Below are 18,114 nucleotides of genomic sequence, written 5' to 3'. Positions count from 1 at the left end.
TCGATGTGTTGACGTTGGTCAGAATCCGCTTCCCGACAGGAACTCTTTGCGGATCGTGCGGATGATGATCATGATGTCCAAGCGCAGCGACCATCTTTCGATGTAGTGGAGATCGTAATCGATCCGCGAAATCGCCGGCCCGGACTGGGCCGTGCTTCCTCGGCAGCCGCTGACCTGCGCGAGCCCGGTAATGCCCGGCCGCGCCGTATGACGTTGAAAATAGTATGGCACGAGGTCTTCGTAGGGCAGATCCGCCGCCAGCATTCCCGGCACATGCGGCCGGGGCCCGACCAGCGACATGTCGCCCTTGATCACGTTGATCAGTTGCGGAATTTCGTCGAGGCTGGTCTTGCGCAGAATTCGCCCCACAGGCGTCACGCGCGCGTCGCCCTGCACCGTCTGCGTTACGCCGCGCACATCGCCGGCATCGTTGCGCATGGTGCGGAACTTGTAGATCTTGAAGCGGCGGTTTCGATAGCCGTAGCGATACTGAAAGAACAGCACCGGGCCCGGCGACGTCGCCTTTATCGCCACCGCAATCGCGATCAGGAGAGGTGCGAAAAACAGCAATGCGCCGCTTGCCGCGGCGATATCGAAGATGCGCTTTGCAATCGATGACGACGGTTCAGTCCGCGCGATGCGGCGCGAACGCCGGCGGCGTCGATACGCACCATACGTACCGCCGCCGGCAAACTCGACAGGACGGACCGATATCTCGGTACGCTCCCTCCGAATCGGCGTGACGTTGTTCCGATCGAAGTTGGCTGTCACGATCGAGGCCATGACTCTCCTCTCTGCTGGAACCGGACTGTGACCCGAGGGATGTTCGAGTTGCTCGGACAGAGCGTGACGATTCCGCAGCAGCGAACGTCAGCTCTTCGCGGTCGCTAAGACTTTCCAGAATCTTGAGCGAAATTTGGCGCAAAAGCGAAAATGTCGCGCGTGACGTCGTAACTGAATCGTTAACGAGATTTGTGCGACGCGATATTCCGTTTTGTTCGGAGACGCTTAGTTGCGATTTGCCCGGTTAATGATCTGCGTGTGACTCGACGCTGCCATGCATAATCGAAAATCGCGGAACAAATTCCGCTGTTCGATTCTCGACATTCAACTGAACAAACTCAGCGTCGCGGCGATGGCAACAAATGGCGGTCACGTCGTTGATTTGAACGAGATTGTTCATCGAACGCTAAAGCGATCTGCCACAGCCTGACGACGGAGTGATCGAGGCGCACAAGGCTGGTGCTAACATCGCAAGGCTTCGGAAGAAAACAGAGACGGCAGCGATTCGCGAGCCGTCCACTTCACGGAACAATTCCGGGGAGGCGCCCATGATGGCCGAACGTCTGCATAGCCGCGCGCTGGTGCAACACGACAGATTGCCGAGATCGTCGCCTGACCGCAGGCTCAGGAACCGAATCATCATCGCAAACGCGATAGCGTGGGTTGCGATCGTCATCCTGATTCGCCTGCTCTCATTCTAGACACCTCACTTCGGCCTGTTGCATGGATTGACCGCCACCCGGTTCCATGATCGACATCGCACACCATGCAACAAATGTCCGCGGCACCTTCGCGCTCCGTTAACGCTTCGGCGCCGACCGATACGCGCATCTATGCGGTCGGTGACATCCACGGCCGGGCCGACCTGTTGAGCGAGATCACCGCGCGCATCGACGACGACATCCGACGCAGGCCGATCGCACATACGGTCGAAGTCTATCTCGGCGACTACATCGATCGCGGACCGCACTCCAGGACGGTGATCGATTTGCTCGCAGTCCGGCTCGTTGCCAATCGCGCGGTGTGTCTGCGCGGCAACCACGAAGCTGTGATGGAAGGGTTCCTTCAGGACCCCGCCATCCTGCAGTACTGGCTGCCATTGGGCGGCATGCAGACGCTGGCATCTTATGGCATCGAGCTGCACGACGAGACCGAGACGGCCTCTGACCTGCGTCTCCGCTTTCTCGACGCGTTTCCGCGTGCACACGAACTGTTCATGCAGTGTTTGCACAATCAGTTCAGCTGCGGCGATTTCTTGTTCGTGCACGCCGGCATTCGACCGGAAATCCCGATCGCGCAACAGGATGTTAACGATCTGATCTGGATTCGGAACGAGTTCCTCGACTCCACGCGGAGTCACGAACGATTCGTCGTGCACGGTCACACGCCGGTTCCGCATCCGGAGATTCGCCCCAACCGAATCAACATCGACACCTGTGCGTGGCGAACGGGAACGCTGACCTGCATCGCAATCGAAGGATCGACGATCCTGTTCTTGTGACAGTCGTGCAACGAGTTGTGACCGACCTGCGCGCATCTTGGGCACACGGAACTCACGCCTCACATTCTTTCGCCTTTTTTGCTTCTTTATGATCGGCGGCTGTTACATGCACTCACGGAGATGCAGCCATGCAGCTACGGTCGTCCAGCGCCGGCCTGACGCTTAACCTTCTTCTTTTCGTCCTTGCGATCGCCGGCATCAGTGCCGGTCTTTCGATTCATGCTTCAGCACAGACACCGCCATCCGCATCATCTGCGGAGGGTTACATTCTTGGCCCGAACGACCGAATCAGGCTGAAGGTCTACGGTGAGCCCGACATCACCGGCGAATATGAAATCAGCAATGGCGGTCAAGTTTCGATTCCACTCGCGGGCCATATAAGGGCTGCAGGTGCCACGACGCGGCAGCTCGAAAAGTCGATCGCATCCGCGCTCGCAAAGGGAATCGTCCGCGATCCGCGCGTGAACGTCGAGATCGCGCAGTATCGCCCCTATTACATTCTTGGCGAAGTCAAGAAGAGCGGCGAATACCCGTATCGCAATGGGCTGACGGTCATGGACGCGGTCGCAAGCGCCGGCGGGTTCACGTATCGCGCCAATGAGAACAAGGTCCATCTGCGCCGGGCAGGCGCCGGTACAGAGGAGACCTTGCCTCTCGATGCTCCTGTTCCGGTTTATCCGGGCGACAACATTCGGATTCCGGAACGCTACTTCTAGCGTCGCGGGACCGCAGATGAGGTGAATGCCGCTCGCGCAGATGACGACGTGTGTGTTGCGTTGTCGTCACAGCATTTTGCGATGCAAAATATTTTGCGACGCGAGGAAAACTTTTTCCGGCAAGGCGCGTTGCAAGCGAGCGCATCACTTCAATCTCACAATTCAAAAACCTTGCGCCCGCGTACCGAGTAGAGGCCTGCCTTTCCTATGCGCAGTCGACGATCATTTTCTGAGCGATGGGCTTCGCCCGTTAAGTGTTCGCCGCCTTCGCATTCCCGCAAGGGATGGGTGATGGGATCGGAGTTTGCACTTGCATCGCTCAATGCATCCGAAGGAAGCGGAGAACGATCCCGCTCCATACGCGTGCCCCGCCGACGCCGCTTCAGCCTGTTGCCCGTCCCGGCGGTTGCAATCCTGCTGGGTCTTGGATCGTCGGCGAATGCACAGGCCATTCCGTGGACCAGCGGGGAATTCGCATCACCCTGGAACGCGCAGAAGATCTTCGAACCGTCGTCGCTGCCGGACCGGACCGACCCGGAAAGCCGCGAAGAGATACCGCCCGAGGACATGCCGGTGAAGAAGCGACAACAGCCCGGCTATGAACCCATCGGCATTCGTTCCGGCTCCTGGATGTTCAATCCGTCGCTGACCGCCGGCACTTTTTATGACAGCAACGTCTTTGCGTCGAACACCGCGCCGCGTTCCGATATCGCGGCCGTGATCGAGCCGACGCTGCGCGCGCATTCGCTATGGGGGCGGCATGGCGTCGATCTGAAGCTGGATGCGCAGTCGACGGCCTATAGCCAGTTTTCGAGCCTGAACCAGACCAATGCCAGCCTGAAGGGCAATGGCTGGCTGGACATCACGAAAGACACGATGCTGCTGGGCAGCTTTCAGATCGCGCATCTGAACGAAGGCGTCGGCACGCTCACTTCCCCCGCCAACGCCATATCGCCGACGCCATACAATCTGATGTCCGGCGACGTCACGCTGCGCAAGGAATTCAACCGGCTGACGACATCGGTCGGCTTCCGTACCGATTCCTACGACTACGGATCGACGCGCGCGCAGGACGGCAGCGTCATCAACCAGGACGCCCGCGACGGACAGATCTACGCGCTGCACAGCCGGATCGACTATGCGATCTCTTCCACCCTCGGCTGGTTCGGCGGCGTGGAAGGCAATCAGCGCGACATCCGGGGAACGCCGGGCCATACCCTGGACTCGCAAGGGTATCGCGCACTGTCCGGCATCACGATCGGCTTAAGCAATCTGGTTACCGGCGAATTCGGCGCCGGCTACGTGCAGCAGCGTTTCGACGATCCTTCGATCGGCACCATCGAAGGCCCCTCCTACCGCGCGCGGCTGACATGGCGGCCAACGCGCCTGCTCGACGTGCACGTCAATGCCGAGCAGCTCGTGACGCAGACCACCGACACCAGTGCCACCGGCGTGCTCGCGAACGCGGTGCAACTCGGCCTCGACTACGAACTGCGGCGCAACGTCATCGTGTCACTCGCGGGCGGCTACGAGAACGACAAGTTTTTCGGCCAGCTCCGCAAGGACAACGTGCTGACGTCAGACACGCGCGTCAAATACCTCGTCAACCGCTTCGCGGCCGTGTCCGCCTACTACCGCTACACCAAGCGCGAGAGTGACGTCTCCACCTTCAGCTTCGACAAACACCTGGTAGGCATGAATGTTACAGCGCAATTCTGACCTGCCCTATGTGATCCCCGACGAGCCTGTCGGCCGCCCGGCCGAAAGCTGGCAGTATCCGACCGTCGATTTGCGCGAGATGGGCCGCATTCTGCGCCGCCGCTACAAGATGGCGGTACTGCCGGCCTTAATCCTCCTTGGGCTGGCGGTGATCTACCTGCTGTCCACCACCACTCTCTATACAGCGACATCGACCGTGCTGGTCGATCCGCGCCGCGCCAACGTCGTCGAGACCAACCAGTCCGTGCTGTCGAACTTCGGCACCGACGATGCGACCATCGAAAGCCAGACGCTGCTGATCCAGTCGGTCGCGATACTGGTGCGCGTCGTCGGCAAGCTGAAGCTGACGGAAGATGCGGAATTCCAGCCAAAGCCCGGCCTCCTCGATCCGATCAAGCGGCTGTTCCGCAGCAGCGGGCCAAGCGACGGCGCCAGCCCCGAGGACGCCGCCAAGTCGCGATCGGTGGAGATCCTTCAGAAGCGGATGAAAGTGACGCGGCAGGGCACTACCTTCCTCGTCGACATCGCCGTTAATTCGGAATCGCCGCAGAAAGCCGCAACCATCGCCAACGCGATTGCCGACGCGTATTTCGACGAGCAGGTTCGCACCAAATACGATGCCACGCGCATTGCCGCGAATTGGCTCAACGGTCAGATCGACGAGTTGAAGTCGAAGGTCGTCGCCTCCGAAAAGGCGGTCGAGGATTATCGTTCCGCCAATAATCTGATGGTGTCCCAGGGCGTAACCCTCAATGACCAGCAGATCACCGACCTCAACAACAAGCTGATCGCCGCGCGCGTGCAAACGGCGGAGGCGCGGGCAAAGTATGAGCAGGTCCAGGACATCGCGAAATCGGGCGGCGATCCCGGCGGCATCAATGCGGCGATTTCCTCCGAAATGATCACGAAGCTGCGTACCCAGTTCGCCGACATCGCCAAGAACGAAGCCGACCTGTCGAGCAAATATGGCGCGCGTCATCCTCTCGTCGCCAACGTCCGGGCGCAACGGCGCGACACCCAGAGGCTGATCAACGAGGAAATCCGGCGAATACTGGAGAGTACCAAGCACGACTACGACGTCTCGCGTTCGCGCGAAGCGTCGCTGCTGCAAAGCCTCGACCAGCTTCAAGGCGTGTCCACTTCGTCAAGCCAGGCGCAGGTGCGCTTGCGCGAGTTGCAGCGCGAGGCCGAGGCCAACCGCACACAGTATGAATCCTATCTGGCGCGCTCCAAGGAAACGACGGCGCAAGAGAGCCTGGAGATGCCGGATTCCCGGATCGTGACCAAGGCCAGCATTCCGATCAGGCCGTCATCGCCCAAGACCATGCTGATCCTGGGCCTCGCCGTGATGCTCGGCCTCGGCGCGGGCAGCGTGCTGGCATTTCTTGCCGACTATCTCGACGACCGTGTGAAGACGATCGAACGCGCCGAAGCCATTGCGGGCGTGCCCGCCCTTGCCGCGGTTCCCTTGATCAGTGCGCGCGAGCTCGCCGGCCTCGCCCGGCGCGGACGCAACGAACTCGGCCGCTACGACCCGAAGACCACGAAACTTCTGCCGGCGGCGCTGCAGCCGCCCTTGACGCGTTACGCGATCGACGAACCCGGTACATTCTTCGCGGAAGCGATCCGTTCCGTTCGCCTCGCCCTGCAACGGACGATGCGATCGCAGCCGGTGAAGGTCGTACAGGTCACCTCCGCGCTCGACAGCGAGGGCAAGACGACGCTTGCGATCAACCTGGCGCAGTCGCTGGCCATGCTCGGCATCCGAACGCTCCTCATCGATGGCGATCTCCGCAACCCGCAAGTGACCCGCGCACTCTGTCCGCGGGCCGATGCCGGACTTTTGGAAGTCGCGATCGGCCAGACCTCGCCGGAGCGCGCCATTCTTGTCGATCCCAGCACCGGGCTTTCGATTCTGCCGTCCACCGCGATCAAGCAGGTCGAATACATCACGGAGCTGATGTTCTCCGATCGGATCGTCGACGTGCTCGATTACTTCCGCCACCGCTACGAATTGATCGTGATCGACTCGCCGCCGCTGGTGCCCCTAGTCGATGGCCGCGCGCTCGCTGAACTGGCCGATCGCATCATTCTGGCGCTGGCCTGGGACCAGACTCCGGGTGAAGTGCTGTCCCATGCCATGGACCTGCTGTCCCCGGTCCGCGACCGGATCATGGGCACGGTGCTGACCCGCGTCGATCTCAGCCGCCTGCAGTTCTATGACTATTACCGCAGCTCCGCCTATCTCAAGCCATACGGCGCCGCGAGCCTCCATGCAGGAGCGGCGCGGTGAGAATGCGCGGACCGGTGACCGAACCAGCCGGCGTCGCACAGCTGCGTCGTCGCCCCCTTGCGTCACCGGCGCCGCGGCCGGACTCCCATGCATATAGGCGCGCTGCGAATGCCGACGCGTTCATCGAACGGATCGCGGCCGGCCTGTTACTGCTGGCCGTGATTGCAACATTCACGCTCTCGTCCTCCGTTCTGACCAACTGGAAAATTCACTATTTGACGGCGGGCGGCAATTTTCTCGAAAAGCTGCACCCGGCAACCTACTTCACGTTGCTCGCATTCTCTCTCCTGTTGATACGCAGCCACGGCCCCGTCGGTGAGATCAACCGGATGTTTTCCGAATCGAAGCTGCTGCTGGCCTATCTGCTCTGCTGGCTGTTCCTTCTGATCCAGGTGGTCGTGCTCGAACGCCCGTTCACGGTCATCATCGACACGTTTCTGTTGCCGATCCTGATCGCGATGGTGATGTGGCAGTTGTCACCGTCGCAAAAACGCCCGCTGGTCTGGGCCATTCATTTCACAATCCTCCTGAACGTCGTGCTCGGCTATTACGAGTATTTCTCCGGCCACCGGATGATCCCGTTGACACTCGGTGACGTCGTGGTGATGGGAGAATGGCGCTCCGCGGCGCTGCTGGGCCATCCGCTCACGGCATCCGGCATCGTCGGCGCCTACGTGCTGGCGCTGGTGCTTCGTCCGGCGATTTGTCCGCCACTCCTGGTGCGGCTGCCGCTGATCGCGCTCTCTCTGGGATCGCTGATGGCCTTTGGCGGCCGAACGTCGCTGGTCACGGTGCTGGCGATGATCGGGCTGGTCGGCGGCTTTGAGGCATTCCGCCTGATGCAGGGACGGCGAATGCCGCTTCCCGCGGCAATTCTCGCCATCTGTGTGCTGTTTGCTGCAGGCGCCATCGTCTTCGCCGCGCTCGACCTCGGCATTTTCGACAAGATGCTGCTGCGCTTCTCCTCCGACAAGGGCAGCACGCTGGCGCGCTTCGCCACCTTCAGCCTGCTCTCGCACTTCGATTGGTATGAACTGATCCTCGGCCCCAACCCGGTTCGGGTGAATGCGCTGCAGTCGCAGCTCGGCCTCAACTACGGCATCGAAAACTTCTGGATTGCCTCCGTCGTCCAGTTCGGCCTCGTCCACACCGTCCTGATGACGGTCGGACTGGTCTGCTTCTTCGTCGAATTGCTGCGCCGTTCGAGCCGGGCGGCATGGGCCATCGTGCTGCTGATCGTCATCATCGCCGCCAGTTCGGTGAGCTTCTCGTCGAAGAACATTCAGCTCGCGCAGTTCGTGATCCTCATTTCGGTCTTGCTGCCGCGCGAGCCGCGGCGCGTTGCCGTGCCCTCGCAAGTCCGCCCGCCTGTCAGCTACCGGTCCGTTCCGGCATAACTCGGGATTCCCTTTCGCATGACCATCTATGTCGACAACACCCATCTCGGACGTCACGTAACCGGTCTTGAGCGCATCACGCTGGAGCTATTCTCCGAGGCCGCGCTTGCGCCGCTCGATGTCGTGCCGGTGAAGGCGCAAGGTCTTCGCCAGATGCTGACGACGCAGACGCTGGGACTGCCGATGCGGCTTGCCGCTTCGTCCTCCATCCTGCTGTGTCCCGGCTTTCCGCCCAGCCCACTGCTGCGGCCGTTCGCATCGCGGGTGCTGCCCTATATCCACGATGATTTCCTGATCACGCGGCGCGCCGAGCTCAACATGCGGGCCCGACTTTACATGGCCGGACCCTTCATGCTCGCGTTGCGCCACTACCCGCGCTTTCTGGCAAATTCCGGCGATACCAGGCGCAAACTTGCCGCACATTGCCGGCCCGATGCCGAGGTGACACTCTATCGGCCTTCGGTCCGCAACGTGTTTAGCCTGGATCTCGACGCGCGCACCGAACGGAGCGCACAGCCCAAGCCACTTCGGCTGATCGCGCTCGGCACGGTGGAACCGCGCAAGAATTTCAGAGCGGCGGCAAAAATCCTCGACGCGTTGCGCATGCACGGATTTCCGGAAGCGACGCTGGACATCGTCGGTAGACCAGGATGGGGCGACGACTGGCAAGCGTTGGAGAGCCAGCCGGGCGTTACGCTGCACGGATATCAGTCCGCCGACCGGGTCAATCAGTTGCTTGACGCCGCCGACCTCTTCATCTGCACCTCCCATGACGAAGGCCTGGGATTGCCGCTGCTGGAGGCGCAATACGCCGGCCTTCCGATCATCGCCCCGGATGCCGCCATTTTCCGCGAGGTGCTCGGCGAGTCCGGCATCCACGTCGATACCGCCGATCCCGCGTCTGCGGCCGCGCGGATCGCGGCTGCCCTGTCGAACGAGGACTGGCGCGCCCGGTACGTGGCGATGGCGGTGCGGAATCTGGCGCGCTGGAACGATCTGGCGCGCGGCGACCGCGAAGCGGTTATCAGCCTGATCGCCCGTCTCGCCGCCTGACACTCGCCGTTCCAGGAAATTCGAGTCCGGAGTACCGCAGCCTTGAATGACACCAGCACCACAAGGCATCAGGACGGGTTGCGGATCATTGCGGCCAGCGCCGTGGTGATCCTTCACTACTCCGATTACTTCAAGGACGTGACGATCGGCCGCTTCATGGTCGCTCACACCTGGCACTTCAATCTGTTCGTCGATCTGTTCTTTGTGGTCTCCGGCTTTGTCATTGCCCGTCAATATTTCGGCCGCGTCAACGATGCCGCATCGATCGGCCGCTTTCTCTGGCGTCGCCTCGCCCGCATCTATCCGCTGCATCTCGCCACGCTCGCCTTCTACGTAGCGCTTGCCGGCGCGCTGCACTTCGGCGCCGCCCGAACCGACAACCCGGCCCGTTACCCGCTTTCCGACCTTCCTGCGCAGTTCCTGCTGCTTCACGCCTTCATCGGCGAGCGCTTGACGTTCAACTTCCCGAGCTGGTCGCTGTCGGCGGAGATGTTCTGCTATCTGCTTTTCCCGCTCGTCGCGCTGATCGCACAACGCCGTAAGGAGGCGGTCATTGCGCTCGTGGCCATCACCGCGCTCGCCAACTCTGTCTGGGCCGAGGCGGCTGCGACGACGCCATGGGCCGACTGGATCAACCAGGGCGGCGGCTTCAGGGCGCTGCCTGCCTTCAACCTCGGCATGGCCTGCTATCTGTTTCGCGACCAGATCGCGCGTTGGCCCGCGATTCCCGGCGCGCTGGCCGCATCGCTGGCGGCGTTTATCGTGCTGGGCTCCCTGCTGCCGACGATGACCGCCCTGATCGCGGTCTACGCCATCGCGATGCTTGCCGTTCAGGCAGACTGCGCGGGCCGTGAAACGCTGCTGTCGCGGCTCCGATTCGATCGCTGGTCACCGCTGACCTACTCCTGTTACATGCTGCATATTCCGGTTGCGACGGTCATCATCACCTTCGGATCGCGGCTGCTTTCCCTGTCGCCGTATGAACGGCTAGTCCTCGCGCCGGTGGCGATCATCGTCCTTGCATTCGCGAGTGTCGTCTCGCTGCGCACGTTCGAAACGCCGCTGCGGCGATATCTGACCGAGGCTTACGACCGCCGCGCTATCAGGCCCGCACCGTCTCCTGCGATCTCACGGCAGGAGAGCACATGACGACGGTCGTGGAGCGCATAGCGGCGAATCCGACATCCCTGAGCGTCGCGCAGGCGCCGGCCAGAAGCCGCGACGGCGTCGTCGACGCCATGCGCGGCATCGCCATCCTGATGGTGATCGGAATCCATTCGCTGCCGCAGCCGCTCGATGCCATCTGGGCAAAATCCCTCGACGCGGCGCTGCGGCCGTGCGTGCCGGTCTTCCTGTTCGTATCAGGATATCTGACGGCGCTTTCCGGCCGCGTGCCACTCGCGAAGCGGTTGAAGGCCGCTCTGATCCCCTACGCGATCGCGTTCGCCGCCGCCTATGCCTACATGGCCCTGCACAATCCGGCGATGGACCATCGCATCGGCACGATGCTTGCCCGGTTCGCTCTCGGATACGTCTTCGTCTACTATTACGTCTTCGTCTATGTCTGCTGCACGCTCGGTCTATGGCTCGTCTTTGCGGTTGGCGATGCCAGGAAGCCGGGCGCAGACAAGCGGATCGCTCTTCTCCTTGCGCTTTCGATCGGCTGCGGTCTGCTTGCCGGCAGTTATCTCGACTCGGCCATCTCCAGGCTGGGTGCCTCGGACGCATTGCTCGACGAAGTCCGCATGCGCGACATTCCGTTCTGGTTCTCGTTTGTCGCGCTCGGCGCGCTGACCGCGATGTTCGCAGATCTGAGCGATCAGGGCATGCGCCGCGCGCTGCTTGGCGCCATGCTGGCGGCCTACCTGATCTATGCCGTCGTGCGCATTCTCGGCCTTGGCGACGCCGCCACCTACGATTCGATCGCCTTCTTCCTCTATGCAGCCCTGTTCTGCATTGCACTGTTCGTCATCCAGCCGGGCTCGCCGCTGCTTGGATGGATCGGCTCGGGCAGCTATTTCATCTATCTCTGGCACATCTTCGTCGTCATGGCGCTGCGCGATCACACATCGCTGCGCCAGCTCGGCGGCGTTGCCAGCTTTGCCGTTTGCTGCGGCTTGACCGTCCTCGTCAGCGCCGCCGCGCTGCTGGCTGTCCGGCAACTGGCCTCCCCTCGACTCTGCCGCTGGCTGGGGGCCTGAGCAATGCTCTTAAAACACACCCTGCTCTATCTGCCCGCGCAATTCGTCGGACCGCTGTTCCAGCTTCTGGCGATGATCGTTTGGACGCATGTCGTCGATGAGCACACGCTCGGCATCATCACGCTGATCACGGCCACGCACGAATTGCTGCAGATCGGCTTTCTCGCCTGGTGGTCGCAATATGCGCTGCGTTTCCTCGGACGCTACCAGGACGCCAACGACGCGCCTCGCTTCTATCGCACCGAAAACGCGGTCTTGCTGGTATCCGTTGCGTTGCAGAGCGCGACCGTCATCGGAATTCTGCTTCTGGTCATCGCGCCCGGCGCCAGAGCGGGCCTTCTCGTTGCCACCGTCGCCTATGTGATGACCCGTTCTCTCAACCTCTACATCGGCGAGCGCGCCCGCGCGCAGCAGCAGATCCGGGTCTACACGATCCAGCAGGTGTTCGGTCCGTCAGTCGGATTTGTCGCCGGGCTGGCGTTGATCGGACTATTCGGCAAATCGGCAGAATGGCCACTTGCCGGCTATGCGATGGCGCAGTTGATCGCCGTGCTGATCGTTCTGCCGCGAATCCGCGGTGGATACAGCCTTTGGCCGGTCGACCGCGAGATCGTCGTGCACGCGCTGCGCTACGGCATTCCACTGATTGTCGGCGGTGCGCTCGGCTGGGTCGGCCTCAATGCGTCGCGCTTCATCGTCAACCAAATGTCGGGAGTGGCCGCAGCCGGACTCTTCGCGGTGGGTTACGGACTCGGCCAACGCGCCGCGGCGGTCGCGGCCATGCTGGTGACGGCCGCCGCGTTTCCGCTTGCGGTAAAGAGCATGGAACAGGAGGGCAGCCAGGCCGGCATGCGCCAGCTTGCCGCCAACAGCGCGCTGCTTGTCGCGATCCTGGCGCCGAGCCTCGCCGGCATATTCATGCTGAGAACGGAGATCGTGCATCTCTTGATCGCAGCGCCGTTCCAGGCGGTGACGCTCGCCATCCTGCCACTCTCTACGCTTGCCGGCGCTATTCGCAACCTGCGCGCCCATTTCGGCGATCAGGTGTTTCTCCTGCAAAACCGCACGCGCTGGATGATGGCCATCGCAGCGATCGACGCGTCGATGACCGTGGTGTTGAGCGCTCTGTTCCTGCCGCGCTGGGGACTAGCCGGCGTCGCCGGCGCAACCGTGCTGGCGGCGCTGGCCGCCGCCATCGTCAGTTTCTCGATCGGGTTTACGCGGTTTGGCCTGCGCCTTCCGGTCGGCCATCTCGTGCGCATCGCATTGGCCACGATTGCGATGGCGGCACTGCTGCGGATCTTCCCGGAAGCCCGCACCATTGCGGTGTTGGCGGCACATGTAGCGGCGGGCGCCGCCGCCTATTTCGGAGCGCTCGCCCTGCTCTACGCACCGACGCTGCTGCGAATGCTCCGCCCACGCCCCCAACATTCGGGGGCATGAGCATATCAGGTACGATCGCCGCCTACGACTTCCTGGAATTCTCGAACGCGCGCGCCATCGCGAACCAGAGCGGCTTCTTCTGCATCGACGAATCGAACGGCAGCGGCCGAGGCAGCCGTTGCGCGAGCGGATCCTTCTTCTTCGCCGCATCGGTATAGAACGAGTAGTTGTCGGCCAGTTCCCAGGCAATCACTACTTTGACCGCCGGATTGCGCAGCGCGTTGCTCAGAAACTTCTCGGCCGTATCGGCGATCATGGCATCGCGTGCCGCGATGTCATCTGGAAACGTGTCGTCGCGCACGTCGAACTCGGTCAGATAGATATCGACACCACGTCCGGCGAGCGCGTGAAGGAATTCGGAGAAACGTCCGGGGTCGTGCGGGTACCGAGGCTGCAGGTGGCTTTGCAATCCGACAGCGTGCAACGGCACGCCGGCGTGCTTCAATTCGTCGACCAGTTGCAGCAAGCCGCGGCGAACCGCGAGGCCGACGTCGTCGTCGCGCTCGCTCTGTGCTTCGTTGAGAACCAGTTTGGTCTTCCGGTCGACCATCGCCACGCGCTCGAAGGCGCGGCGAACATACCCCGTGCCGAACGTGTCGTACCATGGACCGAGCCTGTAACCGCCGGGCGCCTTGTGCCCGGGCCAGAACGGCTCGTTGACGACGTCCCATGAGTGCAGCTTGCCGACATAACGGGCAGCCACTTCCTCGATATAGGAATCGAAGAACCTCTCGCGTTCGACGCCGCTCATGTTCCTGATCCATTGTGGAACCCATTCGTTCCAGATCAGGCAATGGCCCCGCATCGGAATGTTGTTGCTTGCACAGAATTGCAGCAGACGGTCCGCGCTTTCGAACCGCTTGGGGCCCGGCTGCGGCGCGATGGTTCCCATCTTCATCGCAATGTCAGTCGTAACGATACGCGTCTGCGTCTGATAGAGCTCGCGATAGGCATGATCCTTGTCGATCACCGGACCCGCAGCCGCGCCGAACACGATCCCGTTGCGAGCTGCGATGGCGCCGAGACTCTGCGCGGGCTGCGCGGCGAATACTCTGTTCTCGTACGACGCAACACTTGCGCCTGCGATGAGAGCGAGCGCATTTCGCCTCGACCACTGCTGCATAGCTGATCTCCATCATGTGAATGATTCGTCGCCACGTCTCGTTGTTCGCAATGCGACATCGCCATCGTTGCGTCGCATTAGTTCGATTTCGTGACGATGCCGGTCGAGAAATTTTCGGCACGCAGTTCCCGCCGCGAGCGACGGGCATGTCGATAGTCCAGCGTAAATGCGTCTCTCGATCAAATCATCATCAGGGGATCGACATGTCGGAACCGCCAATATCGTTGCAGCCGAGCCTCACTGTCGATGGCATCACCATCAATGTTCCCTCGCTTCCGGAAGCGGTCTCCTCGATCGTGTCGGTTGCGCAACAAGGCGACAACTTCAGCGTCTGCACGCTCAATCTCGATCACGTTGTCCAGTTGCAGCAACACGCCAACTTTCGCGCCGCCTATCGCCGTGCCCGATTTGTCACGGCCGACGGGTTCCCGATCGTCGTGCTGAGCCGTCTCATGGGCACACGAGTCGAGCGCACGACCGGCGCCGATCTTGTCGAACCCGTCTGTGCGGAGGCGCGAAAGAAAGGACTCCCGGTCTTTCTGTTGGGTGCGAACGACCTCACGCTGGACGTGACGGCGCGGCGTCTGTCGGAACGATTCAGGGGATTGCAGATCGCGGGGTGCCTTGCGCCGGGGCCGGGATTTGATCCCTATTCCAGTGAAGCCGACGCTGCGATCGAAGCTATTCGCGCCTCGGGCGCCAGGCTCTGCTTCGTCGCGCTGGGCGCGCCACGGCAGGAACTGTTCGCGGCGCGATGCCTCGACGAGCTGAATGGAACCGGCATGTTATGCATCGGGGCCGCGCTCGATTTCATCGCCGGCACGCAGAGCCGTGCACCGTCCATCGCGCGCAGAACCGGCCTGGAATGGGCGTGGCGCATGCTGCGCGAGCCACGGCGGCTCGGCCCCCGCTACGTCAGATGCATGAGCGTGGTTCCGCGTCTCGTTGCGCGAACCATTCCGCAAATCGTCCAGGCACGCATGAGGAAAGCCGCATGACTTCAACATTGACCCTGGCGCTGCGGGCGCGAAACACCAGCCGTATCAAGCCGCGCTATCAGATCTGCCTGATCCATCCGTTCGATCCGCGCGGCGAAAAGGTCGGCGGCCTCGAAACCTACATCCGCGACTTCATTACGTTTCATCCTGTTGACACCGACATCCTCTTTATCGGCGTCGACTCGATCGGCGATCTGGAGCTGGGAAAGCTTCATCGGCTGACATTCCGCGGCCGCGGTTTCGACTTCCTGCCCATCCTGCATTATTCGGACCAGCAGGCGCGCGAAGCGGCCCGCACGATCCGTACCTCGCTGACCGGCCAATTCTTTATGGCGCTACTCCGTTACTTCGGCCCGATCGCAAGGCTGATCCGCGCCAGGCGATGTTCGGTCGATCTGCGGCGGGTTGAATTTTCCTGGCTGCCGGCGATCCTGCGGCTTCCATTCGTGCAGATGCTTCACGGCGAGGGCGCGCCGAAATTGCAGATGGATTCGCTGCTGCGCAAATACGCCTTCGTCCACAACACCGGCGAGCGGTTTGCCGTCGCCATGAGCGAAAAATTCCTTTGCGTCAATCCGTTCATCACCGAGCGGCTGCAACAGACCTATCCGCGTCGCAAGGACAAGATCGACACGCTCTGGACGTGGGTCAATACGGATATCTTCAAGCCGCAACTCTGGCCGTTGAACTCGTCACCGTTCCAGATCGTGTTCGCGGGCCGGCTCGACGAGTTCAAGGATCCGCCGCTGATGTTTCGCACGATCGATCGCCTGCGGCGGCGGTTGAATGGCGATGTCAGGTTTCACTACATCGGCACCAGCGACCCGCACCGGTTCGAGGAATTCGCTGCCATCGAGGACATCACCGTGCGCCACGGTTTCAAGGATGCCGCGGGAATGGCGGAGACGCTGGCGAGTGCACATGCCGGAATCCTAACATCCGAGTTCGAAGGCATGCCGCGTTGCGTGCTCGAGACCCTGGCGGTGGGCCGTCCCGTCGTCGCCATGCACCTGCCGCAGCTCGAGCCCGTGATCCGCCCTGGCGTCAGCGGTTATCTGGTGGCGCGGGACGGCAGTCCCGACGACATGGCCGATACGCTCGTCCAGCGGTTCGTCGATATCAGGACCGCGATCGAAGCGGGTGTGATGAATCCGGTGCAGATCGCCGACAGCATCAGGTCGTTCACCCCAGGCACCCAGCTCGCGCGGGTGTTCCGCTATCATCAGGAAATTCAGGATGCGCGCGGACTTGCCGCCGCGGCGCCGACCTATTGAGGGCGCCGGGTTGAACATCCTTCTATTGACCAGCGAGTTCGCTCCCGCGATGGGAGGCATTGGGACCTACGCCCGCGAAATCGCCGCGGCCGCCAGCCGGCTCGGCGCAAAGGTTACCGTGGTGGCGCCCGATTACGCACAACAGACGAACGACGACGACCGGTCCCTGCCCTTCGAGGTCGTTCGCTACAGCGGCGGCCTCCACTCCATGCGCGACCTGCCGCGCAAGATCATGCTGGCGCGCCGCGGCGTCCGCGGCGATCGATACGATGTGGTCCATGCCGCCGATTGGCCGTTCTTCATTCCGCTCGCGCTTTCGAGATGGCGGACGCCGGCGCGGGTATTGATGACGGTGCATGGCACCGAGATCAACGAAACGCAGACGCGGCTGAAGCGCATGGCGATACGCAGCGCCGGTGTGTTCGGGCCGCGAACGGAGGTCGTCGCCAACAGCCGCTATACCGAGACGCTGTTCCGCGAGCGGTTTGCCGTCGACCCGCGCCGGATCAGCGCGATCAATCTCGGCGTATCGGAATTCTGGTTCGGCGCGCAACGGAAACGCCGCGAGGTACGCCTGGCCTATCGGCTGCCGGAAGAGCGGCTGGTGATGATCACGGTGGCGCGGATCACACGCCGCAAAGGACATCACCTGACGCTCGCCGCATTGTCGCGGCTTCCGGACGAACTGCGCAATCGCATCACGTGGCTCGTGATCGGCCCGGACGGCGAAGCCGACTATGTCGGCGAACTGCGACGGGCAGCCGGTCAGGCAGCCTGCGACATTCGTTTCCTCGGCCCGCAGCCGAACGAGGCAATCCGCGATCTCTACGCGGCTGCGGATTTCTTCTGCCTGACGGGGCTGCCTGACACGACCGGCCGGGTGGAGGGATTTGGACTGGTCTATCTCGAGGCCGGGGCCGGCGGCCTGCCGAGCGTCGCGACCGAGGTCGGCGGGGTACCGGACGCCGTGCTCGCCGACGAGACCGGAATTCTCGTGCCGCCGTCGGTGGAAAGCATATCACAGGCGATCGCCGAGCTCGCCGCAGATCGCGGCCTGCGCGCCATTCTCGCGGCGGGCGCATCCGCCCAAGCCCGCGCCCTTTCATGGGAACGCTGCGCGGCGACAACCTATGGCCTGGCCTACGCCGGCAAGCGGGCATCCGCGGGCCGCGCCATCGGAACGGTGGCATGAAGCAGATGGTCGCGACCGCGATGCTGCTGGCGCTCGCGACCGGTGCGGCGCGGGCGGACAACGAGAACTGCCGCAAGAGCCGCGAGTATTTGCTGGGCACTCCCGGCGGAGATCTGACCCTGACGCCCCAGGCCTATAATGACCTGTTCAAGGTCTGCGTCGCGACGTCAGCCATGCCCAACGTGAAGGACGCGTACATGCTGAGGGATGGCGGCATCGCCGTAATCCCCAAACAGGACACCGTTGCCGCAACGGCCGCCACGCTGGCGCAGTTCTGCGACGCTCATCCGCACGGCGTACTGCGCTTCATCACGGCTAAGGAAAAGCTTTCCATTCGCTCCGTAACCGACGTCGCACGGATGTCGTCGACCTCGTCGACGCCTTGCAAGAAAATCAAGGGCCTTTCGTAAAGTAGCGCGCG

15 protein-coding genes are annotated in these 18,114 nt (G+C 62.3%); 13 read left to right on the top strand and 2 right to left on the bottom strand.

Translation table 11 applies throughout. From position 1 onward, the window contains the following. Positions 1-18 precede the first annotated feature (18 nt). Entirely contained in the window at positions 19-783 is a 765-nt protein-coding gene (locus V1279_RS02240; protein WP_334432029.1) for a sugar transferase, read from the bottom strand. Positions 784-1,558: 775 nt separating this feature from the next. On the opposite strand from V1279_RS02240, the gene V1279_RS02235 reads away from it, so the two are divergent. The 9 genes from V1279_RS02235 to V1279_RS02195 all read left to right on the top strand — a co-directional run bounded on the left by V1279_RS02235 (position 1,559) and on the right by V1279_RS02195 (position 13,106). Next, positions 1,559-2,284 (top strand): metallophosphoesterase family protein, encoded by a 726-nt coding sequence (locus V1279_RS02235; RefSeq protein WP_334432027.1) that lies wholly within the window; start codon positions 1,559-1,561, stop codon positions 2,282-2,284. Positions 2,285-2,412: 128 nt separating this feature from the next. Beyond that, positions 2,413-3,000: a polysaccharide biosynthesis/export family protein gene (locus V1279_RS02230; RefSeq protein WP_334432025.1), complete on the top strand. Its 588-nt coding sequence runs from the start codon at positions 2,413-2,415 to the stop codon at positions 2,998-3,000. Between the two features lie 363 nt (positions 3,001-3,363). Further along, positions 3,364-4,719, top strand: a complete 1,356-nt coding sequence (locus tag V1279_RS02225) for an outer membrane beta-barrel protein (RefSeq protein WP_334432023.1) — start codon at positions 3,364-3,366, stop codon at positions 4,717-4,719. Continuing rightward, entirely contained in the window at positions 4,700-7,012 is a 2,313-nt protein-coding gene (locus V1279_RS02220) for an AAA family ATPase (protein ID WP_334432021.1), read from the top strand. The genes V1279_RS02225 and V1279_RS02220 overlap by 20 nt, the downstream gene beginning before the upstream one ends. A gap of 2 nt (positions 7,013-7,014) precedes the next feature. Beyond that, on the top strand, positions 7,015-8,409 hold the full coding sequence (locus V1279_RS02215; RefSeq protein WP_334446159.1) for a VpsF family polysaccharide biosynthesis protein: 1,395 nt from the start codon (positions 7,015-7,017) through the stop codon (positions 8,407-8,409). Between the two features lie 18 nt (positions 8,410-8,427). After that, entirely contained in the window at positions 8,428-9,462 is a 1,035-nt protein-coding gene (locus tag V1279_RS02210; protein ID WP_334432019.1) for a glycosyltransferase, read from the top strand. Positions 9,463-9,504: 42 nt separating this feature from the next. Next, a complete protein-coding gene (locus tag V1279_RS02205; RefSeq protein ID WP_334432017.1) occupies positions 9,505-10,611 on the top strand; it encodes an acyltransferase family protein in 1,107 nt (368 codons plus the stop codon). Beyond that, entirely contained in the window at positions 10,608-11,663 is a 1,056-nt protein-coding gene (locus V1279_RS02200) for an acyltransferase (protein ID WP_334432015.1), read from the top strand. Before V1279_RS02205 ends, V1279_RS02200 begins: the two co-directional genes overlap by 4 nt. 3 nt (positions 11,664-11,666) lie before the next feature. Further along, complete coding sequence (locus V1279_RS02195) at positions 11,667-13,106, top strand: lipopolysaccharide biosynthesis protein (RefSeq protein WP_334432013.1); 1,440 nt, start codon at positions 11,667-11,669, stop codon at positions 13,104-13,106. Between the two features lie 22 nt (positions 13,107-13,128). On the opposite strand, the gene V1279_RS02190 is transcribed toward V1279_RS02195, so the two are convergent. Then, on the bottom strand, positions 13,129-14,229 hold the full coding sequence (locus V1279_RS02190; RefSeq protein WP_334432011.1) for an endo-1,4-beta-xylanase: 1,101 nt from the start codon (positions 14,227-14,229) through the stop codon (positions 13,129-13,131). A gap of 203 nt (positions 14,230-14,432) precedes the next feature. On the opposite strand from V1279_RS02190, the gene V1279_RS02185 reads away from it, so the two are divergent. The 4 genes from V1279_RS02185 to V1279_RS02170 are packed head-to-tail and all read left to right on the top strand — an operon-like array spanning position 14,433 to position 18,103. Then, positions 14,433-15,227: a WecB/TagA/CpsF family glycosyltransferase gene (locus tag V1279_RS02185; RefSeq protein WP_334432009.1), complete on the top strand. Its 795-nt coding sequence runs from the start codon at positions 14,433-14,435 to the stop codon at positions 15,225-15,227. Further along, complete coding sequence (locus tag V1279_RS02180; RefSeq protein WP_334432007.1) at positions 15,224-16,501, top strand: glycosyltransferase family 4 protein; 1,278 nt, start codon at positions 15,224-15,226, stop codon at positions 16,499-16,501. Before V1279_RS02185 ends, V1279_RS02180 begins: the two co-directional genes overlap by 4 nt. Then, positions 16,464-17,693: a glycosyltransferase family 4 protein gene (locus tag V1279_RS02175; RefSeq protein ID WP_334432005.1), complete on the top strand. Its 1,230-nt coding sequence runs from the start codon at positions 16,464-16,466 to the stop codon at positions 17,691-17,693. Before V1279_RS02180 ends, V1279_RS02175 begins: the two co-directional genes overlap by 38 nt. Further along, positions 17,690-18,103, top strand: a complete 414-nt coding sequence (locus V1279_RS02170) for a hypothetical protein (protein ID WP_334432003.1) — start codon at positions 17,690-17,692, stop codon at positions 18,101-18,103. Before V1279_RS02175 ends, V1279_RS02170 begins: the two co-directional genes overlap by 4 nt. Positions 18,104-18,114 lie beyond the last annotated feature (11 nt).

It is taken from the genome of Bradyrhizobium sp. AZCC 1610 (genome assembly GCF_036924515.1).
Taxonomy (GTDB): domain Bacteria; phylum Pseudomonadota; class Alphaproteobacteria; order Rhizobiales; family Xanthobacteraceae; genus Bradyrhizobium.
This window is presented reverse-complemented; position numbering and strand designations above follow the sequence as displayed.

What these genes read in the sequence shown, in the direction of transcription:
- V1279_RS02215 (WP_334446159.1), top strand. Translation starts at nt 7,015, where the DNA reads ATGCGCGGACCGGTGACCGAACCAGCCGGCGTCGCACAGCTGCGTCGT.
- V1279_RS02185 (WP_334432009.1), top strand. Translation starts at nt 14,433, where the DNA reads ATGTCGGAACCGCCAATATCGTTGCAGCCGAGCCTCACTGTCGATGGC.
- V1279_RS02240 (WP_334432029.1), bottom strand. Translation starts at nt 783, where the DNA reads ATGGCCTCGATCGTGACAGCCAACTTCGATCGGAACAACGTCACGCCG.
- V1279_RS02220 (WP_334432021.1), top strand. Translation starts at nt 4,700, where the DNA reads ATGTTACAGCGCAATTCTGACCTGCCCTATGTGATCCCCGACGAGCCT.
- V1279_RS02230 (WP_334432025.1), top strand. Translation starts at nt 2,413, where the DNA reads ATGCAGCTACGGTCGTCCAGCGCCGGCCTGACGCTTAACCTTCTTCTT.
- V1279_RS02190 (WP_334432011.1), bottom strand. Translation starts at nt 14,229, where the DNA reads ATGCAGCAGTGGTCGAGGCGAAATGCGCTCGCTCTCATCGCAGGCGCA.
- V1279_RS02235 (WP_334432027.1), top strand. Translation starts at nt 1,559, where the DNA reads ATGTCCGCGGCACCTTCGCGCTCCGTTAACGCTTCGGCGCCGACCGAT.
- V1279_RS02195 (WP_334432013.1), top strand. Translation starts at nt 11,667, where the DNA reads ATGCTCTTAAAACACACCCTGCTCTATCTGCCCGCGCAATTCGTCGGA.
- V1279_RS02170 (WP_334432003.1), top strand. Translation starts at nt 17,690, where the DNA reads ATGAAGCAGATGGTCGCGACCGCGATGCTGCTGGCGCTCGCGACCGGT.
- V1279_RS02210 (WP_334432019.1), top strand. Translation starts at nt 8,428, where the DNA reads ATGACCATCTATGTCGACAACACCCATCTCGGACGTCACGTAACCGGT.
- V1279_RS02180 (WP_334432007.1), top strand. Translation starts at nt 15,224, where the DNA reads ATGACTTCAACATTGACCCTGGCGCTGCGGGCGCGAAACACCAGCCGT.
- V1279_RS02175 (WP_334432005.1), top strand. Translation starts at nt 16,464, where the DNA reads ATGCGCGCGGACTTGCCGCCGCGGCGCCGACCTATTGAGGGCGCCGGG.
- V1279_RS02200 (WP_334432015.1), top strand. Translation starts at nt 10,608, where the DNA reads ATGACGACGGTCGTGGAGCGCATAGCGGCGAATCCGACATCCCTGAGC.